The sequence below is a fragment of the Bradyrhizobium sp. BTAi1 genome (assembly GCF_000015165.1).
GTDB lineage: Bacteria > Pseudomonadota > Alphaproteobacteria > Rhizobiales > Xanthobacteraceae > Bradyrhizobium > Bradyrhizobium denitrificans.
On record NC_009485.1, the window covers coordinates 5,310,713 to 5,332,012 of the forward strand.

Annotated in this window: 20 protein-coding genes and 1 tRNA gene; 8 read left to right on the forward strand and 13 right to left on the reverse strand. The window is 65.8% G+C overall.

Features of this window, described 5'->3' with window-relative positions; genetic code table 11:
- Positions 1-207 precede the first annotated feature (207 nt).
- The 5 genes from BBTA_RS23775 to secE all read right to left on the reverse strand — a co-directional run bounded on the left by BBTA_RS23775 (position 208) and on the right by secE (position 3,508).
- The gene (locus BBTA_RS23775; protein ID WP_041750848.1) at positions 208-1,161 is read right to left on the reverse strand and encodes a 2-hydroxyacid dehydrogenase; all 954 of its coding nucleotides are present in this window, start codon (positions 1,159-1,161) and stop codon (positions 208-210) included.
- A 77-nt stretch (positions 1,162-1,238) separates the two neighbouring features.
- Positions 1,239-1,931, reverse strand: a complete 693-nt coding sequence (gene rplA / locus BBTA_RS23780; RefSeq protein WP_012045055.1) for a 50S ribosomal protein L1 — start codon at positions 1,929-1,931, stop codon at positions 1,239-1,241.
- A gap of 5 nt (positions 1,932-1,936) precedes the next feature.
- The gene (rplK, locus tag BBTA_RS23785) at positions 1,937-2,365 is read right to left on the reverse strand and encodes a 50S ribosomal protein L11 (protein ID WP_012045056.1); all 429 of its coding nucleotides are present in this window, start codon (positions 2,363-2,365) and stop codon (positions 1,937-1,939) included.
- Between the two features lie 394 nt (positions 2,366-2,759).
- A complete protein-coding gene (nusG, locus tag BBTA_RS23790) occupies positions 2,760-3,317 on the reverse strand; it encodes a transcription termination/antitermination protein NusG (protein WP_012045057.1) in 558 nt (185 codons plus the stop codon).
- Positions 3,317-3,508, reverse strand: coding sequence for a preprotein translocase subunit SecE (secE, locus tag BBTA_RS23795; protein ID WP_041750849.1), 192 nt, complete (start codon positions 3,506-3,508; stop codon positions 3,317-3,319). Before secE ends, nusG begins: the two co-directional genes overlap by 1 nt.
- Before the next feature lie 419 nt (positions 3,509-3,927).
- On the opposite strand from secE, the gene BBTA_RS23800 reads away from it, so the two are divergent.
- Positions 3,928-5,178, forward strand: a complete 1,251-nt coding sequence (locus BBTA_RS23800; RefSeq protein ID WP_012045059.1) for an ABC transporter substrate-binding protein — start codon at positions 3,928-3,930, stop codon at positions 5,176-5,178.
- A 66-nt stretch (positions 5,179-5,244) separates the two neighbouring features.
- Here the strand turns inward: BBTA_RS23800 and BBTA_RS23805 are convergent, their stop codons facing one another.
- Positions 5,245-5,748 (reverse strand): MarR family winged helix-turn-helix transcriptional regulator, encoded by a 504-nt coding sequence (locus BBTA_RS23805; protein WP_012045060.1) that lies wholly within the window; start codon positions 5,746-5,748, stop codon positions 5,245-5,247.
- A 473-nt stretch (positions 5,749-6,221) separates the two neighbouring features.
- Between BBTA_RS23805 and BBTA_RS23810 the strand changes: the two genes are divergently transcribed.
- The 4 genes from BBTA_RS23810 (at position 6,222) to BBTA_RS23825 (ending at position 10,915) form a co-directional block, all read left to right on the forward strand.
- Positions 6,222-7,037, forward strand: coding sequence for a crotonase/enoyl-CoA hydratase family protein (locus BBTA_RS23810; RefSeq protein ID WP_049795398.1), 816 nt, complete (start codon positions 6,222-6,224; stop codon positions 7,035-7,037).
- 42 nt (positions 7,038-7,079) lie between these two features.
- The gene (locus tag BBTA_RS23815) at positions 7,080-9,236 is read left to right on the forward strand and encodes an acetate--CoA ligase family protein (protein WP_012045062.1); all 2,157 of its coding nucleotides are present in this window, start codon (positions 7,080-7,082) and stop codon (positions 9,234-9,236) included.
- Positions 9,237-9,337: 101 nt separating this feature from the next.
- Entirely contained in the window at positions 9,338-10,525 is a 1,188-nt protein-coding gene (locus BBTA_RS23820) for a thiolase domain-containing protein (RefSeq protein ID WP_012045063.1), read from the forward strand.
- Between the two features lie 3 nt (positions 10,526-10,528).
- Positions 10,529-10,915 carry a Zn-ribbon domain-containing OB-fold protein gene (locus BBTA_RS23825; RefSeq protein ID WP_012045064.1) on the forward strand — a complete coding sequence of 129 codons (387 nt, stop codon included), beginning with the start codon at positions 10,529-10,531 and terminating at the stop codon, positions 10,913-10,915.
- Between the two features lie 98 nt (positions 10,916-11,013).
- Here the strand turns inward: BBTA_RS23825 and BBTA_RS23830 are convergent.
- Positions 11,014-11,089, reverse strand: a tRNA-Trp gene (locus BBTA_RS23830).
- Between the two features lie 149 nt (positions 11,090-11,238).
- Here BBTA_RS23830 and BBTA_RS23835 point away from each other — a divergent pair.
- Positions 11,239-12,474, forward strand: coding sequence for a serine hydrolase (locus tag BBTA_RS23835; RefSeq protein ID WP_012045065.1), 1,236 nt, complete (start codon positions 11,239-11,241; stop codon positions 12,472-12,474).
- Positions 12,475-12,704: 230 nt separating this feature from the next.
- On the opposite strand, the gene BBTA_RS23840 is transcribed toward BBTA_RS23835, so the two are convergent.
- Together BBTA_RS23840 and BBTA_RS23845 are read right to left on the reverse strand one after the other, a co-directional pair.
- Positions 12,705-13,472 (reverse strand): SDR family NAD(P)-dependent oxidoreductase, encoded by a 768-nt coding sequence (locus BBTA_RS23840; RefSeq protein WP_012045066.1) that lies wholly within the window; start codon positions 13,470-13,472, stop codon positions 12,705-12,707.
- 161 nt (positions 13,473-13,633) lie between these two features.
- A complete protein-coding gene (locus tag BBTA_RS23845) occupies positions 13,634-14,341 on the reverse strand; it encodes a histidine phosphatase family protein (RefSeq protein WP_012045067.1) in 708 nt (235 codons plus the stop codon).
- A 144-nt stretch (positions 14,342-14,485) separates the two neighbouring features.
- Between BBTA_RS23845 and BBTA_RS23850 the strand changes: the two genes are divergently transcribed.
- Together BBTA_RS23850 and BBTA_RS23855 are read left to right on the forward strand one after the other, a co-directional pair.
- On the forward strand, positions 14,486-15,271 hold the full coding sequence (locus BBTA_RS23850; RefSeq protein WP_012045068.1) for an SDR family NAD(P)-dependent oxidoreductase: 786 nt from the start codon (positions 14,486-14,488) through the stop codon (positions 15,269-15,271).
- A gap of 188 nt (positions 15,272-15,459) precedes the next feature.
- Positions 15,460-16,494 (forward strand): IS110 family transposase, encoded by a 1,035-nt coding sequence (locus tag BBTA_RS23855; RefSeq protein ID WP_041750297.1) that lies wholly within the window; start codon positions 15,460-15,462, stop codon positions 16,492-16,494.
- A 395-nt stretch (positions 16,495-16,889) separates the two neighbouring features.
- Here the strand turns inward: BBTA_RS23855 and BBTA_RS23860 are convergent, their stop codons facing one another.
- The 4 genes from BBTA_RS23860 to BBTA_RS23875 all read right to left on the reverse strand — a co-directional run bounded on the left by BBTA_RS23860 (position 16,890) and on the right by BBTA_RS23875 (position 21,282).
- Positions 16,890-17,849, reverse strand: a complete 960-nt coding sequence (locus tag BBTA_RS23860) for a phosphotransferase family protein (RefSeq protein ID WP_012045069.1) — start codon at positions 17,847-17,849, stop codon at positions 16,890-16,892.
- Positions 17,850-17,945: 96 nt separating this feature from the next.
- Complete coding sequence (locus BBTA_RS23865) at positions 17,946-18,299, reverse strand: NIPSNAP family protein (protein ID WP_012045070.1); 354 nt, start codon at positions 18,297-18,299, stop codon at positions 17,946-17,948.
- Between the two features lie 424 nt (positions 18,300-18,723).
- Positions 18,724-19,782, reverse strand: coding sequence for a phosphotransferase family protein (locus BBTA_RS23870; RefSeq protein WP_012045071.1), 1,059 nt, complete (start codon positions 19,780-19,782; stop codon positions 18,724-18,726).
- Between the two features lie 264 nt (positions 19,783-20,046).
- Complete coding sequence (locus tag BBTA_RS23875; protein WP_012045072.1) at positions 20,047-21,282, reverse strand: acyl-CoA dehydrogenase family protein; 1,236 nt, start codon at positions 21,280-21,282, stop codon at positions 20,047-20,049.
- Positions 21,283-21,300 lie beyond the last annotated feature (18 nt).

Here is a 21,300-nt window from a genome sequence, read left to right on the forward strand (position 1 = left end):
ATGCACGCACAGGCGCGCCAGCAACAGCCGGCCCGCCTGGAAGACGGTTCTTTAACGGGTCGATGGCGACTTGCCAAGACCCTGGGAGCAAATTTCGCACCAGTTTCGTGGGTTCACAGGGGACTCGGCCCTGCCCCAGCCCTCAGATGCGATCGCGACTGCCCCGCGCCCCGTTGATCGCCCGGGGCAGGACTTTACCCGGCCCGCTTACGACTTCACCTGATATGGCAGCTTCTCGCCGGCGAAAAACGCCGCAAGATTAGCGACGACGCAGGCCTGCATCGCAACATGCGCCTCGTGGGTGTTGCCGCCAATATGAGGTGTCACCACCAGGTTGGGCTGCGCGGTCAGTTCATCCGGCACATGAGGTTCGGTCTCGAACACGTCCAGGCCGGCGCCCGCGATACTGCCGTCCTTGAGCGCCGACAGCAGCGCGGCCTGGTCGATGACCGAGCCGCGCGAGATGTTGACGACATGACCGTCCGGACCGAGCTTCTTCAGAAGGTCGGCGTTGACCGCATGGGTGGTTTCGGCACCAGCGCGGACCGCGATCATCAGCACGGTGCACCATTCCGCGAGCGCATCGAGGCTTTGGAAATATCGGTACGGCAGGTCATCGTAGCGGGTGCGGCTGAAATAGCCGATGTCGGTCTCGAACGCGGCGACACGGGCGGCGATCTTGCGGCCGATCGCGCCCATGCCATAGACGCCGACCTTACAGCCGCCGAGGCTCGGCGGCGGCTTCATCAGCGGCGACGGCTTGGCCTCGGCCCAACTGCCGTCGCGGACATAGCGATCGGCGACCACCAGCCGCCGCGTGGTCGCCAGCATCAGCATGACCGCGACGTCGGCGACCGCCGCAGCATTGGCGCCCGGGCTGTGGCCGACTGCGATGTTGCGGGCAGCCGCGGCCTTGAGATCGACCCCGTCATAGCCGGTGCCGTAGCAGACGATGGCCCCCAACGACGGCAACCGGTCCATGTTGGCCGCCCCGAGCGGCGTGGCGCCGGCCGTGATCAGCGCCCTGACCCGCGCCACCTCCTCGGCCGGAAACACCTCGTGCGCAGGTCGGCCGCCGCTGTCGAGCAGGTCGAAGCGGTCGGCGAAGCGCTGGGTCATTGACTTCGGCAGGCGGGAATAGATCAGGACCTTGTCGGGCATGTCGTTGGGTACCACCAAATGCGAAGGGCGGGACCGATGAACGATCCCGCCCTGCTTATCTGCCAGTGTCCGTCGGCTTACGCCAGCACGGTGCCCGGCTCGACCTTGACGCCCGGGCCCATCGTCGACGACACGGCGACGCGCTGGACATAGGTGCCCTTGGCGCCTGCCGGCTTGGCCTTCACGACCGCGTCCGCCAGCGCCTTGATGTTCTCGACCAGCTTGTCCTCGGCGAACGAGGCCTTGCCGACGCCGGCCTGGATGATGCCGGCCTTCTCGACGCGGAACTCGACCGAACCGCCCTTGGCCCCCTTGACGGCGCCGGCGACGTCCATCGTCACGGTACCGATCTTCGGGTTCGGCATCATGCCGCGCGGACCGAGCACCTTACCGAGACGGCCGACCAGCGGCATCATATCGGGGGTGGCGATGCAGCGGTCGAAATCGATATTGCCGTTCTGCACCTTCTCGACCAGGTCCTCAGCGCCGACCACGTCGGCACCAGCGGCCTTGGCTTCCTCGGCCTTCGCGCCGCGGGCGAACACGCCGACGCGGAGCGTACGGCCGGTGCCGTTCGGCAGCATCACGACGCCACGGACCATCTGGTCGGCGTGACGCGGATCGACGCCGAGATTGATCGCGACCTCGATGGTCTCGTCGAACTTCGACACCGCGCGCTCTTTGATCATCTTGATCGCGTCAGCAAGCGGATACAGCTTGGTGCGGTCGATGCCCTCGCGGGCCTTCTTCAAACGCTTTCCGATCGCCATGGCGCTTACCCCGCAACTTCCAGACCCATCGAGCGGGCAGAGCCCTCGACCATCTTCATGGCCGACTCGATCGAGTCGCAATTCAGGTCCTTCATCTTCTTCTCGGCGATCTCGCGCACCTGCGCCTTGGTCACCTTGCCGGCCTTGTCGCGACCCGGGGCCTTGGAGCCCGACTGGATCTTGGCAGCCTGCTTGAGGAAGTAGGACATCGGAGGGGTCTTCATCTCGAAGGTGAAGGACCGGTCCGCATAAATGGTGATGACCACCGGGATCGGGGTGTTCTTCTCTTCCTTCTGGGTCTGGGCGTTGAACGCCTTGCAGAACTCCATGATGTTGAGACCGCGCTGACCCAGCGCGGGGCCGATCGGCGGCGACGGGTTGGCCGCGCCGGCCGGAACCTGAAGCTTCAGGTAACCGGTTACTTTCTTTGCCATTATGACTCTCCAACGCGTTCGCGATTCTGCCTGATGCGAACGCACCGCCGCCGGGCGACAAAACCCGAAAGCGAGGTTTGGGACCGTGGTCCGGCGCGCTGGATCCGGCTGGCAAAGCCGGTCACGCCTCCCACGAACGAAATCGCCCCCCATTCGGGGAGCGAAGCGCGCCCGATACACGAGATCGGACGAAAAGGAAAGGGTTGAGGGCTGAACATCCTTTTCCCGTCATTTGAGGCGCCCGCAAGGGCGAGCCCGGAATCCATAGCCACGGAGCGTGGTTCGAGGCACGCCGGAGGTGGCACTTCGCCGTCCAATCCCCGCCTTGGGGTATGGATTCCGGGCTCAGCCCTTCGGGCTGCCCCGGAATGACGGCGAGAGCTGATGGCCGGCGTCAGCCGACGATCTTCTCGACCTGGTTGAATTCGAGCTCGACCGGGGTGGCGCGGCCGAAGATCGACACGGCGACCTTGACCCGCGAGCGGGCCTCGTCGATTTCCTCGACCACGCCGGAGAACGAGGCGAACGGGCCATCGGCGACGCGCACATTCTCGCCGATCTCGAACGACACCGAGGATTTCGGCCGCTCCACGCCTTCCTGCATCTGATTCAGGATGCGCATCGCCTCGCTCTCGGAGATCGGCATCGGCTTGTTCTCGGCGCCGAGGAAGCCGGTCACCTTGGGCGTGTTCTTGATCAGGTGAAACGCCTCGTCGGTCAGCTTCATCTTCACCAGCACATAGCCGGGGAAGAACTTGCGCTCGGCGTCGATCTTGCGGCCGCGGCGCACTTCGGTGACCTTCTCGAGCGGCACCAGGACCTGCTCGAACAGGTCCTCGAGGTTGCGCTGCTTGGCCTGCTCGCGGATCGACTCGGCGACTTTCTTCTCGAAGTTCGAATAGGCGTGGACGATGTACCAGCGCTTGTCGGACGAATGCGTTGCGGTTGCCATCAGTGAATGCCCAGCACGAGGGTGATGAGGTAGCGGATGATCTGATCGGCGGCGAAGAAGAAGATCGAAGCCAGCGCCACCATCACGAACACCATGATCGTGGTGATCGTGACCTCGCGGCGGCTCGGCCAGGTGACCTTTGCGGTCTCCGAGCGCACTTCCTGCAGAAATTTGAACGGGCTGATAGCCATCGTCAGGGGTCCGCGTCCGTCATCAGACGATTGAAGAGTTTACAGGGAAAACCGAACAGCCGTCCTTAGCCCACCCTCTTGTCGGAGAGATGAGCCGATACACGGGCTCGCTTGTTCGGGGAGTGAAAAAGCCGCGCCGGATATCCGCGTTCCACGGGCCGGCTGCAGGTGCACAACATCTACTGTCGGACCGGCCAAAGGTCAAGATATGGGCAGCCCCGGCCTGCACATCCCCTCCATGGCAGGCCCCGTCTGTCCCGCCTCACGCCGGTTTTTCGTGTCGTGGGGCGCCATTTCCGCAGGGCGGCAGGTTGAGCAGGTGCCGCGACGAAATGCCCGTGGCGGAGCAGTTCCGGCTCTTGCCGGACCTGCGCCACCCGCTCATGCTCATCGGCACAAGAATAATCAGGAGGAAACAAATGACCTTTGCCCCGCGCAAGGGACGGACGCATCTTGCCGCCGTCAGTCTTGCTGGTCTCAGCCTCGCCGCTCTCAGCCTTGCCGCGCTCGCCCTCACCGCCGCCCCTGCCCGCGCCCAGGCGCCGCTCAAGATCGGCGTGCTCAGCGACTTCTCATCGGTCTATTCGGACATCGGCGGCCAAGGCAATCTGGAGGCGACCAAGCTCGCCGTCGAGGAGTTCGGCGGCACCATGTTCGGCAAGCCGATCGAGGTGATCAGCGCCGATCCGCAGAACAAGGCCGACATCGCCGCCTCGATCGCGCGCAAATGGTATGAGAACGAAGGCGTCGACATGATCATCGACATGCCGACCTCGGCGACGGCGCTCGCCGGCATGGAGATGTCGAAACAGTTCGAGAAGCTGATGATCGTGACGGACGCCGCAAGCTCCGACATCACCGGCAAGTCGTGCTCGCCCTATACCGTGCACTGGACCTACGACACCTACGGCAACGCGCATACGGTCGGCAGCGCCATCGTCAAGAATGGCGGCACCAGCTGGTTCTTCATCACCGCCGACTATCTGTTCGGCCATTCGATCGAGCGCGACACCGGCGACGTCGTGCGCGCGGCCGGCGGCACCGTGGTCGGCAGCGCCCGCCATCCGCTCAACAACCAGGACTTCTCGTCCTTCCTGCTGCAGGCGCAGGCCTCCAAGGCCAAGATCATCGGCATGGCCAATGGCGGCGGCGACACCATCAACACCATCAAGCAGGCGGCCGAGTTCGGCATCGTCGCCGGCGGCCAGAACCTCGCCGGCATCGTGATGTTCATCTCCGACATCCACAGCCTCGGCCTGAAGCTGGCGCAGGGCCTGATCATCACCGAGGCCTATTACTGGGATCTGAACGACCGCACCCGCGCCTTCGGAAAGAAGTTCTTCGACAAGATGAAGCGGATGCCGACCATGAACCAGGCGGCGACCTACAGCGCCACCCTGCACTATCTCAACGCCGTCAAGGCCGCCGGCACCCGCGACACCAAGCCGGTGCTCGCCAAGATGCGCGAGACACCGGTGCGCGACGCCTTCACCGACAACGGCGTGCTGCGCGAGGACGGCCGCATGGTGCATTCGATGTTCCTGTTCGAGGTCAAGAAGCCGGAGGAATCGAAAGGCCCGTGGGACTATTACAAGGTGCTGGCCGAGGTCCCCGGCGACCAGGCGTTCCGGCCGCTGAAGGACGGCAACTGTCCGTATGTGAAGAACTAGGTTTGACGTGAAGAATGAGGTTGGCGTGGCCGGCTGCGCCCGTTGCGGGCCGGCCATATCACCGCGCTAAGGTCCCTGGTCTTCCGCTTTGCCCGCCGCAAGCTCTGGCGCGGATGGCGGGACCGCGGACACTGCGACCTTCTCCAGCAATGAGATCAACAGGGCGCGCTCCTGCGCCGTCAAGCGCTCGGCAATGCGTGCCTCGTACTGCCGAGTCTTTTCGTGCATGTCGCGCAGTTCGCGTCGTCCCTGCTCGGTGAGCGCCAGCGAGTAGCTGCGGCGGTCTCCCGGGATCGCGCGACGCTCCACCAGGCCGAGCCCCTCAAGACTATCGATCACCTTCACCATGCTCGGGCGGGTGACGCGAAGCTGCTCGGCCAGCGCCGACTGGTTGATGCCCGGCTGCGCGCCGATGATGGACAGAGCCGTCATCCGTGCCGGTGAAATCGCGTCCGGGCCAAGGGTGGCAAACAGCACCTCGTAGGTGCGCACCTGTGCGCGCTTGATGGCATAGCCGAGGGAGTCCTGCCGCAGGTCCAATTCCGCAGGCCCAGCACCGCCGTCGGACATCTCGGCCCGCCCGATCGCCTGGAGCGAGCGACGTGCCCCTCGTTCCGTTTGCACAGCATGCGCTGCGTCCTTGGCTCGTTTCGATTCCACTAAGGCGACTCCGACTCCGGGGCTTGACGTATAAATTTACCGGCATTAATGTTTACCAGGTAAACAGTAATCCAAGCTAACGGTATGGTTGTGTCCATGATGGTGGTCAGGACCGCGTCGAAACTAGCGCCCGACTGCCAGCTTTTGGCAAGCCGCGCTGCTTTGGCTGGCTTGCGCGTGGCTGTCAGCTGGTCGCTGATGCCGGGCACCTGTGCAGCGGATCGGCGTCAGGACGCCGCTTGCTTCGGGGCGAGCGGCAGGAAATGCCGGACTTATCCGCCTCCTGTCTGATCCCCAGCCTGAACCCGAAGACAGTCCGCGCATGGCGCGCGTTCGATCCGCTTGGCGGTGAGCGATCCATTTGCCGTGGCCGCAATCAGGCCATGCCCCAACCGGAGAAGCCAGCCTTGAACGTACCGACTCCCGACGAGACCCGCTTGGTGACCCTCGATATCGATGGTCCCGTTGCCACCATCGTGCTCAACCGGCCCGAGAAGCGCAACGCTCTCAGCCTGAGTGTGATCGAGCGTCTGCGCGCTTGCTTTGCCGAACTGCCCGCCAGTGTGCGCGTGGCCATTGTTGCCGGAGCTGGTCCGCATTTCAGCGCCGGCCTCGACCTGTCGGAGTTGTCGGATGCCGATACGGCCGACGGCCTGCAACATTCGTTCGCCTGGTACGAGGTGTTCTCGAAGATCCAATTCGGTCGGGTGCCGGTGATCGGCGTGCTGCAAGGCGCGGTCGTTGGCGGCGGGTTGGAGCTGGCGTCCTGTCTGCATGTGCGCATTGCCGAGGAAAGCGCCTATTTCGCACTCCCTGAGGGCCAGCGCGGCATCTTCCTCGGCGGCGGCGGCTCGGTTCGCGTCAGCAAGCTGATCGGCTTCTCGCGGGTCACCGAGATGATGCTCACGGGCCATGTGGTCGATGCGCGTGAAGGCCACGCGATCGGCTTGGCGCACTACGTGGTGCCCCCCGGCGAAGGCATGCGCAAGGCGCGCGAGCTGGCCGAACGCATCGCCGCCAACGCTCCGCTGTCCAATTTCGCCATCCTCAACGCGCTGCCGCTGATTGCCGAGCAACCGATGTCGCACGGCCTGATGACCGAGGCCTTGATGGCGACGGTGACCCAGAGTGCGCCCGAGGCGAAGGAACGCGTCAACGCCTTCCTGAACAAGCGGGCCGCCAAGGTTGGTCCAGCCTGACCCTATCAAACACCAAAACACACGACCCGGGAGGATTTCGATATGACGCCACACACCCAAGATCCTGCCGCACCCGGTGTTTCCCCGCGCCCAAGCCTCGCCGCGATCTTCCGGCCCACATCGGTGGCCATCATCGGCATGTCCGCCAAGCCCGGCTCCGCCGGCCAGGTGGTGCTGGGCAACCTGCTGCAAGGCGGCTACACCGGCGCGATTCATCTCGTCGGCCGCAGCGGCGGCGAGATCATGGGCTATCCGGTGCTCACCGAGGTGTCGGAGCTCCCGGAGGGCGTGGACTTGGCCATCCTGATGCTGCCGGCCGATGCTGTCCTGGCCGGCATCGAGGCCTGCGTCGCGCGCCGGGTCCGCGGCGCGATCTGTTTCGCCTCGGGCTTCGCTGAGATGGGCGAACAGGGTCGGGAGCAGCAGCGCCGCATCGGTGACGTGGCGCGCGACGGCGGCCTTGCTTTGTTGGGGCCGAACACCGTCGGCTATTTCAACTATGTCGACGCCTTCCACGTCTTCATGGTCGAGCAGAATCTGCCACCAAGGCTGGATCCCGCCGCCGGCCCCGCGGTGGCGGTGGTCGCGCAAAGCGGCGGCATCGGCGCTCATCTCGCAACATCCCTGCGCATGCGCGGCGTGCCGCTGTCATACATGATGACCACCGGCAATGAGGCCCAGCTGGGTCTTGCCGAGATGATCGACTTCTTCGTCGACGACGCACACACCGGATCCATCGTGGTCTATGCCGAGCAGATCCGCAGTGCGCCGGACTTTCTGGCCGCGACCCGGCGTGCACGGACGGCGGGCAAGCCGGTGGTGCTGCTGCATCCGGGCCGCAGCGAGCGTTCGCAGGCCGCGGCGCAGTCTCATACGGGCGCGCTGGCCGGCAATCATGCGGCCATGCAGCTTATGCTCGATCACGTCGGCGTGGTGACGGTCGACAGTCTGGAAGAGGCCATCGACCTCGGCCAATTGCTGCTACGTTATCCGCATGCACCGACCGGCGGTCTCGGCCTGGTCGCCGCCTCCGGCGCGCTGTGCGGGATCACGCAGGACTATGTAGAGCCGCTCGCCCTGGACCTGCCCGCGCTATCGGCCCAGCAGGCCGAGCAGCTGCGCGAACACCTGCCGGTGTACACCCCGCCGCGCAACCCCCTCGACCTCGGCACCTTGGTCGCCTGGAAGCCCGAGCTGATCTCGCTCGGCATCAGCGCGCTGCTGGCCGACGCCCAGCTGGGCAGCCTGCTGGTGTCGCTGCCCATGCCTGGAGACGACACCGCTGTGGTCTGGCTGCGGCAATACCTGGAGGGCATCGAAGGCAGCAGCAAGCCTTCCATCCTGGTGATGCAGAACGAGGACGATCCATTGCCGCCGGCCTTCATCGAGGAGGCGCGGCAACGCCGTGCGATCGTGATGCGCTCACCCGAGCGCGCGCTGCGAGCGCTGGCCCGCGTCACGCGGTTCGGGCGTTGGCGCGCCGCCGCAGGCGGAGCCGATGCCGTGAAGCCTGCACGCATCGAAGGTCCGCTGGGCCTGGGCCGCGGCACGCAGGCCGAATGGGTCGGCAAGCAGTTGCTCGCCCGCCTTGGCGTGCGAGTTCCGGCCGGCGCGCTGGCCACCAGCCCCGACGATGCGGCGCGCATCGCCGCCGACATCGGCTATCCGGTCGCGCTCAAGGCGCAGGCGGCCACACTGGCGCATAAGAGCGAGGTCGGTGGCGTGTTGCTGAACATCGCCGACGAAACGGCGTTGCGTGCAGCCTGGCAGCGGCTGCATGACAACGTCGCGCGCGCCCAACCCGGCCTGGTGCTGGATGGCGCACTGGTCGAGAAGATGGGCGAGCGGGGCCTGGAGCTGGTCGTCGGCGCAAGCCGCGACGCGCAATGGGGCCCGATCCTGATGGTCGGTCTCGGCGGCATCTGGGTCGAAGCGCTGGGCGACGTGCAGTTGCTCGCGCCCGACCTGCCGCGCGCGGCGATCATCGAACGGCTGCGCCGTCTGAAGGCCGCCAAGCTGCTCGACGGCTTCCGCGGCGCGCCCCCCATCGATCTCGATGCTGTCGCCGACGTGGTCGCGCTGCTCGGCCAGCTCATGCTGCAATATCCCGAGGTGACAGAAGTCGACATCAACCCGCTGGTCGCCTACGGCCGCGGACAGGGCGTGGTCGCGTTGGACGCGCTGATCGTCACGCAGTGAATGCTTCCGGAGGACTCCGATGCCCCATCACAGCATGGCTCTGAGCAGGACGCCGCTCCAGCCCCAGACGCAGCGCCGCCAGCGGACGCAGGGCTGACCCCATGTCACTCAAGGGACAGGCCTACATCGTCGGCGCCTATGAACACCCCACGCGCCACGCCGTGGACAAATCACTTGGGCAGCTACACGCCGAGGTCGCGGCAGGCGCGCTGGCCGATGCCGGGCTGTCGTGGCAGGACGTCGACGGCTATTTCTGCGCCGGCGATGTGCCCGGCTGGGATGCCCAAGGTGCCGGTCCGCTGTCGATGGTCGAGTATCTCGGGCTCAGGCTGCGACACCTGGACACGACGGAGAGCTGGGGATCGGCCTACCTCAATCATGTGGCGCACGCCGTGCAGGCGATCGCTGCCGGCAAGTGCCGCGTCGCGCTGATCACCCAGGCCGGACGCCCGCGCGCCGAGAAGGTCTCGCCCGAGGCGAGCCACCGCCAACAGGCGCAGACGGCGGCCGAGGCCCAGTTCGAGGCGCCTTACGGTCCGGTCGTCACCAATGTCTACGGCATGTGCGCGATGCGCCACATGCACCAGCACGGCACCACCGCGGAGCAACTGGCCTGGATCAAGGTCGCCGCCTCGCATCACGCGCAGCACAATCCCCACGCCATGCTGCGCAAGGTCGTGTCCGTGCAGGACGTGCTGGACTCGCCGATCGTCGCCACACCGCTGCACCGGCTGGATTGCTGCGTGATCAGCGACGGCGGAGGCGCGCTGGTGGTGGTGCATCCCGAGATAGCGCGCAGCCTGACGCGCCCGTTGGTCACGCCGATCGGGACAGGCTTCGCGGTCAAGCATCTGAATGGCGGCTACTTCGACATCCTGGCTTCCGGCGCGGTCCAGACAGGCCGCGAAGCCTTCGCCCAGGCCGGCGTCAGCCCGAGCGACATTCAGTACGCCTCGCTGTACGACAGCTTCACCATCACGGTGCTTGTGCAACTTGAGAATCTCGGCTTCTGCGCGGCTGGTGAAGGCGGCCGCTTCGTGGCCGATGGCGGCCTGATCAGCGGCGTGGGTCGGCTGCCGGTCAACACCGACGGTGGCGGCCTGTGCAGCAACCACCCGGGCAATCGCGGCGGAATGACCAAGGTCATCGAGGCCGTTCGCCAGTTGCGTGGCGAAGCCCACCCTGCCGTGCAGGTGCGCAACTGCCGCTTGGCGCTGGCGCATGGCACGGGCGGCCAACTCGGCGCGCGGCACGGCAGCGCCACCCTGATCCTGGAACGAGAGGCCTAGAGCATGGACACTCGCATCCCGCCATCGCCACAGGTCTGGCCCGAGACGGCGGAATACTGGGCCGCCGCCAATGAGGGCCGCCTGCTGCTGCGCCGCTGCTGCGACACCGGCCGCGCCTATCATTATCCTCGCCTGCACAGTCCCTTCACCGGCAGCTTCAACACCGAGTGGTTCGAGGCCAGCGGCACCGGCACGTTGTACGCGTTCAGCGTGTTGCCGCGGGCTCAGCCGCCCTACTGCATCGCCTATGTCGAGCTGGCCGAGGGACCGATCATGCTGACCAACATCCTGACCGACGATTTCGACAGCCTGCGCATAGGACAGCCGGTGCGGGTGCAGTTCGTGCCAAGCGCCGACGGCCAGCGCGTGCCGATGTTCGTGCCCTGCTGAGCCAGGCTCAACCCGACGCGGTCACGCTGGCTTGCGCGAATGGCTGGCGAGCGCCAGACCATGCGTGACAAAATGTTTCAGGATATCAGATACTTAGCTGGCAGGAGTGGAGAGGCTCGAACTCCCAACCCCCGGTTTTGGAGACCGGTGCTCTACCAATTGAGCTACACTCCTAGCGAGCCGGGACTGCGTCGCCGGTTCGGGCGCTTTCAAGCATAGACCTCCCCTCCAATGCAAGGGTGCAATGGGACAAATCGACTGGTCAGACCACAACTTCCGCGCCAGACTTGATGCAAACCGAAAACATTGCCCAGGGAGAGCCCATGACCCCGTCCACCGCCGCCCCCAGCGTGCCCTTTTCCGCGCTGCGCTCCCTGAGCCCCCCGCTGCCCGATGATCGGCCGGAGGCTCTCGGTCTCTCGACCGCGCGGCTGCAGCGGGCCTCGGATGCCTTCAAGCGCGAGGTCGACAAGGGAACCCTCCCCGGCGCCACCCTGTTGGTCGGCCGGCGCGGCCGGATCGGTTGGTTCGACGCCATCGGCCGCCAGGCGCCGGACTCGGACATACCGATGCGGCCGGATTCGATCTTCCGTATCTTCTCGATGACCAAGCCGATCGTTTCGCTGGGGATCATGATGCTGGTCGAGGACGGCGAGCTGTTGCTGTCCGATCCCGTCGCCAAGTTCATCCCGGAATTCGCCGACCAGAAGGTCGGCATCGACAAGGCCGGCAAGCTCGAGCTGGTGCCGGTCGCCCAGCCGATGACGGTGCAGGACCTGCTGCGCCACACCTCGGGCCTGGCCTATGAGCACACGGGCTCCTCGCCGGTGCACCAGCTCTACCAGCAATCGCGGGTGCGCAGCCGCAAGATCAGCAATGCCGAGCACGCTTCGATCGTCGCCGGCCTGCCGCTGATCTGCCAGCCGGGCGCCGAGTTCAACTACAGCCGCTCAACCGACATTCTCGGACGGATCATCGAGGTCGTCGCGGGCCAGTCGCTCGGGGCGTTCCTGTCGGCGCGCATCCTGTCGCCGCTCGGCATGAACGAGACCGGCTTCTTCACGAGCGAGGCCAATGCCGGCCGGCTCGCCGAGCCGTTCGCCAAGGATCCCTGGACCGGCGAGGCGGTCAATGTGTTCAAGATGACCGAGCAGCCGGTGATGGAATCCGGCGGCGGCGGCCTGGTCGCAACCACCATGGACTATGCCCGCTTCTGCGCGATGCTGCTCAACAAGGGCAGCCTCGATGGGACAAGGCTGGTCGGCCGCAAGACGCTGGAGTTGATGGCCTCCGACCATCTCGGTCCCGACGTGAAGACGGTCGGTACCCTGCTGTCGCCCGGTCACGGCTTCGGCCTCGGCTTCGCCGTCCGCCGCGAGGCCGGCATCGCCCCCTTCCCCGGCTCGCCCGGCACCTTCTTCTGGAGCGGCATCGCCGGCACGTTCTTCTGGATCGATCCGAAAGAGGAGCTGTTCTGCGTCTTCATGGCCCAGGCGCCAGGGCAGCGGGACTATCTGCGCACGCTGGTGCGCGACGTGGTGTACGCGGCGGTGGAGTGAAGGCGGCGGCCCCCTCGCTGTTCCGGTACACGCAGGACCATCGTCTGCCGTGGTGGCGCGACAACCACAGCTGTCGTCCCGGCGAACGCCGGGACCCATAACCACCGCCGGGAATGTGACAGGCAACTGGCAGTGACATCCCCCGACAGATCACGCGGGTTGGGTCCCGGCGTTCGCCGGGACGACGTTGGTGGGTGTCGCCGCACCGCCGGCCACACCCACGGCTTGCCTCAACTGATCGTCGCGCCGCCGTCGATCACCATGGTCTGGCCGGTCATGAAATTGCCGGCCGCCGAGCCGAGGAACACCGCGGCGCCGGCGATCTCGTCGGGGATGCCGATGCGCAAGAGCGGCGACCGGGCGGTCGAGGCCTTCAGGGTCTCCGGATTGTCCCACAGCGCCTTCGCAAAGTCGGTCTTGATCAGGCCGGGCGCGATGCAATTCACGCGCACATTGTGCGGGCCGTATTCGCAGGCGAGATTGCGCGCCAGCTGCATGTCGGCAGCCTTGGAGATCGCGTAGGCGCCGAGGATGGTCGAGCCCTTCAGGCCGCCGATCGACGAGACGATGATGATCGAGCCGTCCTTGCGCGCGATCATCTGCGGCACGACCATGCTGATGAGCCAGTTGTTGGCGACGATGTTGTTATCGAGAATCTTGCGGAACTGATCGTCGGAGATGCCGGCGAGCGGACCATAATAGGGATTCGAGGCGGCGTTGCAGACCAGCACGTCGATCTGGCCGTAGATGCGGTTGGCCTCGTCGACGAGATTCTGCAAATTCTCCTTGCTGGAGATGTTGGCGGCGACCGCGGCCGCCGTGCCGGCGCCGAAGCGCTCGTTGATCTCCTTGGCCACGGCCTCGCAGACATCGGCCTTGCGCGAGGAGATCACCACCTTGGCGCCGTGCTCGGCCATGCGCTCGGCAATCGCGAGCCCGATGCCGCGGGTGGATCCGGTGATGACGGCGACCTTGCCGGTCATGTCGAACAGGGTCATGGGAAGTTCCTCCTGGTTATTAGTGGTTGTTCAAAGAGCGTCACACCGTCGGCACGACTTGTTGACGATGCCAGTGACCGCGCCCTCTCCCACAAGGGGAGAGGGTGCACTGCCCGTGTGGCGAGCGAGGTCTGTGAATGACGCGTGTAGCACCGTCCCCCTCACGCCAGCTTGCTCGTCGTCACTTCCGGCCCGGCCGGCTGGTGCATCGCGCGGTGCGCGGCATCCGCGATCCAGGGCTGCTGATTGACCATCGGCAGGCGCCATAGGCTGGTCTCGCCGCTCGCGATATGATCGAGCCGGGTCACCGAGCAATTGTCGATGTCGAAGGCCAGGCCCTTCTCGACGAGGCCGCCGAGCGCCAATCCCACCGCCGCCTTGATGGTGCCGCCATGGCCGACGGCGATGATGTCGCGGCCGGCCTCGGACACCGTGATGCGCGCAATCGCGGCGGTGACGCGGGTGTACAGATCCATGTAGCTCTCGCCGCCCGGCGCCGGCTCATCGATGGCGGCGAACCAATGGCTGCCCACGGGACGACTGGCCAGGAACGCGGCGCGATTCATGCCCTGCCATTGCCCGAGATGCTGCTCGGCAAAGGCGGCCTCCCGGATCATCGTCGCGGGGCGCGGGAAACCCGCCTGCCAGATCGCCTCGGCGGTCTGGTGCGTGCGCATCAGGTTGCTCGCATACCAGACCGCGCTGCGCGGCAGGATCTTGGCCACCGCTGCGAACACCTCGCGATCGGACGTGTCGCAGGCGATGTCGGACTGACCGTAGATGTTGCCGCCGTCGCTGCGCACCGGCGCGTGGCGCACCCACCACCAGCGCGTGGTGACCACAGCAGGCTTGCTTCCATCACCCGTCATCGCTCACCCTTCCCTCTGCTGGCCTCTCGCTGTACGTGAAGGCCCAGATCGTCTCAAGCCGCATCGCGATCTCAGCGCGTTTGAAACGGCGTTTGAATTCCGTTGCGCGGCACGCAACTGATCAACAACGAAGCAGGAGGAAACATGGGCCGTCTCGAGGGAAAATCCGTCATCATCACCGGCGCCGGCAGTGGCATCGGCCGCGCCGCATCGCTGCTGTTCACACGCGAAGGCGCGCGGCTCATCGCGGTCGATCGCAGCGAGGCCGTCAAGGAGACGGTCGAGCTCGTCAAGCAGCAGGGCGGCATCGCCGAAGCCGTGCTCGCCGACGCCGGCTCCGAGGCCGACGTCTCCGGCTTCATCGATCGCGCGGTCGCGACCTTCGGCAAGCTCGACGTGATCTGGGCCAATGCAGGCATCTCCGGCGGGCTCAAGCCGATCGCCGAGCAGACGGTCGAGCATTGGCAGGAGATCCTGCGCATCAATTTGATCGGCCCGTTCCTGGCGGTGAAATACGCGATGCCGCACATGGTGCGCCAGCAGCGCGGCGCCATCGTCTGCACGGCCTCGGTCGCTGGTTTGAAGTCCGGTGCCTCGGGCCATCCCTACGCGGCGAGCAAGGCCGGCGTCATCAGCCTGGTGCAGACCACGGCCTATTCGCTGTCCGGCACCGGCGTGCGCATCAACGCGGTCTGTCCGGGGCTGATCGAGACCGGCATGACCAAGCCGATCTTCGACGGCGCCAAGGAGCGCGGCACCGAGGGCAAGATCGGCCAGCTCAATCCGCTGAAGCGCGCCGGCCAGCCGCACGAGATCGCCGCCATGGGCCTGTTCCTCGCCAGCGATGAAGCCTCCTACGTCAACGGCCAGGCCTTCCCGGTCGACGGCGGCCTGACCGCGTCGATGCCGTATGCGGGCAAGCCGATCTAGCCGACCGCCACGAGGAACGCCCCCGTAGATGGGGTAACGGGCCGACCACCCGAGCGGCACGCTCACTCCTGCGCTATTTGGGAGCGCGTTCGCGTGCCGCCCGGTTGGCGGAAAGGTGGTCGTCCCTCAAATTGATGGTGTTCAACGGAGTCGGGCAAGCCCGCTCCTCGCATCATTAGGGGACGACCATGAACCACTATGCCGGAATTGACGTGTCTTTGAAATCCTCGGCGGTCTGCATTGTCGATGGGGCGGGCAAGATCGTTCGGGAAGCGGCAGTCGAGAGTGAGCCGGCAGTCTTGATCGGCTGGTTCAAGCAGTTCGGCATCGAGGTTGAGCGGATCGGTCTGGAGGCAGGGCCGCTGTCGCAATGGCTGTATGCGGCGATGCAGGAGGCGGGTCAGCGGGTCGAACTGCTGGAGACGCGGCACGTGCGTGACGCCTTCAGGGCGATGTCGGTGAAGTCCGACCGCAACGATGCAAGGGGTATTGCCCAGCTGATGCGGCTTGGCTGGTTCCGTCCGGTTCATTGCAAATCGATCGAGGCGCAGGAGATGCGTGCGGTTCTTACGGCACGCAAGCTGCTGCAATCGAAGCTGCACGACGTCGAGAACTGTTTGCGCGGCGTGCTACGGGGCTTCGGCTTGAAGGTCGGCAAGACCACCGATCGCAGCTTCGCGACGCGAATCGAGGCGCTGGTGGCTGGCCATTCGGGACTGACGCTGGTCGTGCAGGCGCTGCTCGAGGCTCATACGGTGCTGCTGCGCGAGTTCAAGAAGCTGGACAAGCAGGTGCAACAGCTCGCGAAGGCGCATCCGCAGGCCAAGCTGTTGATGACCACGCCGGCCGTCGGCCCGATCGTCGCGCTGACCTACATGTTCGCAATCGACGACCCCAAGCGCTTCCGATCCTCCAAGGCGACAGGCGCGCATTTTGGCCTCACGCCGAGACGGTACCAGTCCGGCGAGACCGACTATAGCGGCCGCATCACGAAGGTCGGCGATGCGTCGGTGCGCGAGGCGCTCTATCAGGCGGCGCATATCATGCTGACCAAGCCGGTCAAGAACTGCTCACAGCTGAAGAGCTGGGCGATGCGGGTCGCCAGGCGCGCCGGCCCGCGCAAAGCCAAGGTGGCTCTGGCGCGCAAGCTTGCCGTGATCCTTCACCGCATGCTCGCCGACAACATGCCGTTCAACCCCGCGGCCAAGGCTGCCGCGACCTAGGGGAGCATCGATCGAGTTCTGGGCGGGCCACGACACCAGGCTCTCCCCGAGCAGGGTCCCTTCGCCGGGACGATGGATCCGGTCAGGCCGCCATCCGGGCAGTCGGTTCAAAACCACGCTCTCCGTAGATTGGCCGGCCGGTTCCTCTTACGCAGCCCAACAGGTGGCGGCCATGCGCCGACCCCGTACAGAAGCAAGGGCCCGGCGAGAGGACATGCAGAATTGGGATTGACAAACCAAGGCCCGTTACAGAAGCCCGGATGAGCGCACGCCAAAGCCCGCAGGGCGCAGGCGAGCGCGACATCCGGGTTCTCCGACACCGCATGTGAGACCCCGCATCTCGCCGGCGCCGACGCGTCCCGCGCGCCGGCTGTCACTCATCCGGGCGAGCCGACTCATTGCGAGCGCAGCAGGAGCTCCATGTCGGCGATCAGCGGCGCGAGCTTGTCCGTTGCGTCGAACTGGGCGTACCAGCACCACAGCTCGAGCGAGAACAGCAGGCGGTAGATGTCGAGCGTCGCGCCGACCTCGGTGCGCGTCATCGGACCGTAGCCTTCGAGGAAAGCCTCGCGCTGCCCGGCCGACAGATAGTACAGCGCCTTGGCGACATCCTTGAGCGGGTCGCCCGCCAGCGCGCCCTCGAAATCGACGACCCCGGTCAGGGTCACCGTGTCGTCGTCGGCGCGCGCCAGAATGTTGCCCGGATGCAGATCGTTGTGGCAGAGCACGGGCGCCGCGCAGGCCTCGAACAGACCGCTGCAGGCCTCGACGTGACGCGCGATGCGCAGCGCGAGATCGGGGGCACCGCCGCGGCTGCTGAATTCGGTCAGCTTGCGGTCGAACTGGACGGTGAGATAGGTGCGATTGTCGGCATGCGCGGTCCAGACGCCGTCGGGGCCGATATAGCCGAAGGCCTCCATCGCAATGTCGTGGAACGCACGCGATAACCGGCCGACCTGCCGGAATGCCGACTGCCGCAGCGGCGGCGGCAGCTGCTGCTCGAGCGGACCGAGCCTGTCGCCCGCCAGCCTGCTCATGACGACGTAATCGAGGCCAATCAGATCACGCGAGGCGTCGGCCAGATGCAGCCGGGGCGCCGGCACCGGCAACCTGTCCCGTACCAGATCGAGCATGCGCGCCTCCTTGCGCATCTTCCAGCTCATGCTGTCGGGATAGATCTTCAGCACCAGCGGCGGCAGGCCTCCAGCCAGAGCCAGCTCGTACACCGCACTGATCTCACCGCCATACAGCAACGAGATCGCCGCAATCTGCCCGTCGACGCCGGTCCGGGCGACGACGGCGCCGGCGGTGGCAAGATCAATCGCGAGATCAGGCTTGATGACGATCGGAGACATGACATCGAAGCTCCCGGCGGCCAGACAGCATCCACGAGGCCACGGCCCGCGCGCCTCCCGACTCGACGTGCTCCGTGCCCCCCGGATCGTTCGCCGTCAAGCTCGCGCCAACAGGCCGTGCCCCCACGCCGGCGAATAATCCACCGGCGCGAGCAAACGGTCCTCGATCTGGCCGACCATCAGCCCATGCTCGACATGGGTGACGCGCTTGATCTCGGCCCATTCGGCATCGGCCATGAACGCCGTCCACCCCGCGGTCTTCGCGGCCTCGTCAGGCCATTCCAGCACGTAGACGAACTCGGTCCGCTCGCCGAACCTGCTCTCCCACATCGCCACGATCTGGAAATCGTAGCGCGTGCGCATGATGCGGGCGGCGTGGTCGCGAAAGCGGGCGTGAAACGCCGCCTTGTTGTGCTCGAAGATCTCGTAGATGCGAAGTTGATGGATCATGGCGGCTCCTCGTGATCCGGGGATATGGGAACAGCCATGCCGATGCGCCAGCCGGAAAGATCGGCGCGAGGCGCAGACGGTGTCGGGGTCTTAAGGGACTTGGCGATGAACCGCACATCGCCTTTGCTCATCCGGGTAACGTGGCCGTGCCTCGCCTGCGGTGCTCCCAAATCGTGAGCATTCCGCCGCCGCTCCAAACGAGGCCGCCATGACAGTGACACCAGAGACAGGAATCTCATCCTTCCCGCGCTCTGCCGGCCGACGGATTCCGGGCTCGGGCTCCGGAATGACAGCGATGGTCGGGCGGCGGGGCGGACGCTCCTCCGTCATTGCGAGCGCAGCTCTCGCAATGACGGAGGAGAGCGGAGGCGCGAAGGGCCGCGCAACGCGCAGGCCCGGTCTCACCGCCCTCTGTCGCGGTCGGTCAGGTCGCGCCGGCCTTTTGCGCGTAGGCCCAGGCCTGCTTGGTCATCGGCACCATGCGCTTGACCGATTCGATCGCCTTGTCGTTGGCGGCGGTGCCGTCGCGGATGCGGCCGATGATGCCTTGGAGGATGCCGGCGAGACGGAACAGATTGTAGGCAAAGTACCAGTTGAGGTCGGGCAGTACGACGCCGGTGACAGCGCAATAGATCGCGGCCGCCTCCTCCATGGTCGGGATGTTCCTGGCCTTCAGATCCACGCCGTCGAGGCCCGGCATGATCCACTGCATCAGCAGGTAGGTGAAGTCGGCCATGGGATCGCCGAGCGTCGACAGTTCCCAGTCGAGCACCGCGATGACGCGCGGCTCGGTCGCGTGGAAGATCATGTTGTCGAGCCGGTAGTCGCCATGCACGATCGAGACGCGCTGCTGCGCCGGCAAGGTGCGCGGCAGCCATTCGATCAGCTTCTCCATCTCCGGCAGATGCTCGGTCTCGGAGGCGCGATACTGCTTGGTCCAGCGGTCGACCTGCCGGGCAAAATAGTTGCCGGGCTTGCCGAAATCGGCCAGCCCGATCGCGGCGGGATCGTAGGTGTGCAGCTTCGCCAGGGTCTCGATCTTGCTGGTGAAGATCGCGCGGCGCTCGGCGGCGTCGACATGCGGCAGGGTCGGATCCCAGAACACCCGGCCCTCCTCCATCGACATGATGTAGAAGGCGGCGCCGATGACGCTATCATCGTTGCAGAGCGCGTAAGCCTTGGCGACGGGAAAGCCCTGCTTGCCGAGGGCTGCGATGACGCGGAATTCGCGGTCGACCGCATGCGCCGACGGCAGCAGCTTGCCGAACGGCTTGCGCCTGAGCACATAGGAGCGCCCCGGCGTGTTCAGCCGATAGGTCGGGTTCGACTGGCCGCCCTTGAACTGCTCGACGGTCAGCGGGCCGGCATAGCCCTCGACATGCTGGTCCATCCAGGCCGCGAGCCTGGCCTCGTCAAAGCGATGCCGCTCCTCGACCGGCTTGGTGCCGGAGAATTCTTCGTCCTTCTTGACGCCGTCGGCCACGACGAACTCCCTTGGTGTTACGTCTCATCCCACGATCGGCGGCCATTCTCGCCGGTCGTTCCTTCCGTCATTGCGAGCGCAGCGAAGCAATCCAGGGATACGCCGGGACTCTGGATTGCTTCGCGACGCTCACAATGACGGAGTTCGTGATTGCGAGCGTCGCGTACAAACCATGCCGGCAGACCCGGACCTGCGGTCTGGGCACGCCTCCATCATCGCGCTTCGCGCGACGACGGAGGCTTTGCCCACCCTACGAGTTTAAGCTCAATGCCGCGGCTCGTTGGCGTATTTCTTCATCTCGAGCCGGGCGATGGCACGGTTGTGCACCTCGTCGGGACCGTCGGCAAGACGCAGCGTGCGGATGTTGGCATAGTCCTTGGCAAGACCCGCATCGTCAGACACGCCGGCGCCGCCGAACGCCTGGATGGCGTCGTCGATGATCTTGAGCGCCATGTTCGGGGCGGCGACCTTGATCATCGCGATCTCGCCCTGGGCGGTCTTGTTGCCGACCTTGTCCATCATGTCGGCGGCCTTGAGACACAACAGCCGGCACATTTCGATGTTGGTGCGGGCCTCGCCGATGCGCTGCTCCCACACCGAATGCTCGATGATCTTCTTGCCGAAGGCGGTGCGCGTCATCAGCCGGCGCACCATCTTCTCCAGCGACTCCTCGGCCTTGCCGATGGTCCGCATGCAGTGATGGATGCGGCCCGGACCGAGGCGGCCCTGCGCGATCTCGAAGCCGCGGCCCTCGCCGAGCAGGATGTTCTCCGCAGGGACGCGAACGTTCTCAAGCAGCACCTGGGCATGGCCGTGCGGCGCGTCATCGAAGCCGAACACCGGCAGCATCTTCTCGACCTTGATGCCGGGGGTGTCGAGCGGCACCAGGATCTGCGACTGCTGCTGATGCTTGGCGGCCGACGGATCGGTCTTGCCCATCAGGATGGCAATCTTGCAACGGGGATCGCCGACGCCCGACGACCACCATTTGCGGCCGTTGATGACATAATGATGGCCGTCACGCACGATCCGCGTCTCGATGTTGGTGGCATCCGACGACGCCACCGCCGGCTCGGTCATCAGGAACGCCGAGCGGATCTCGCCGTCCATCAGCGGGCGCAGCCATTTGCGCTTCTGCTCCTTGGTGCCGTAGCGGATGAACACCTCCATGTTGCCAGTGTCCGGCGCCGAGCAGTTGAACACCTCCGACGCCCAGGAGATGCGGCCCATCTCCTCCGACAGCAGCGCGTATTCGAGATTGGTCAGGCCGGCGCCGCGGAACTCGTCGTCCTCATGCGGCGACGGCGGCATGAACATGTTCCACAAACCCTCGGCCTTCGCCTTGGCCTTGAGATCCTCCAGGATCGGAATCACCTTCCAGCGGTCGCCCTCGGCGTCCTGCTGCTTGTAGATCGGCACCGCCGGGCGGACATGCTTGGTCATGAAGCTGCGCACGCGCTCCAGCCATTCCTGCTGCTTCGCCGACATCGTGAAGTCCATGGGACTCTCCTTGAGCGT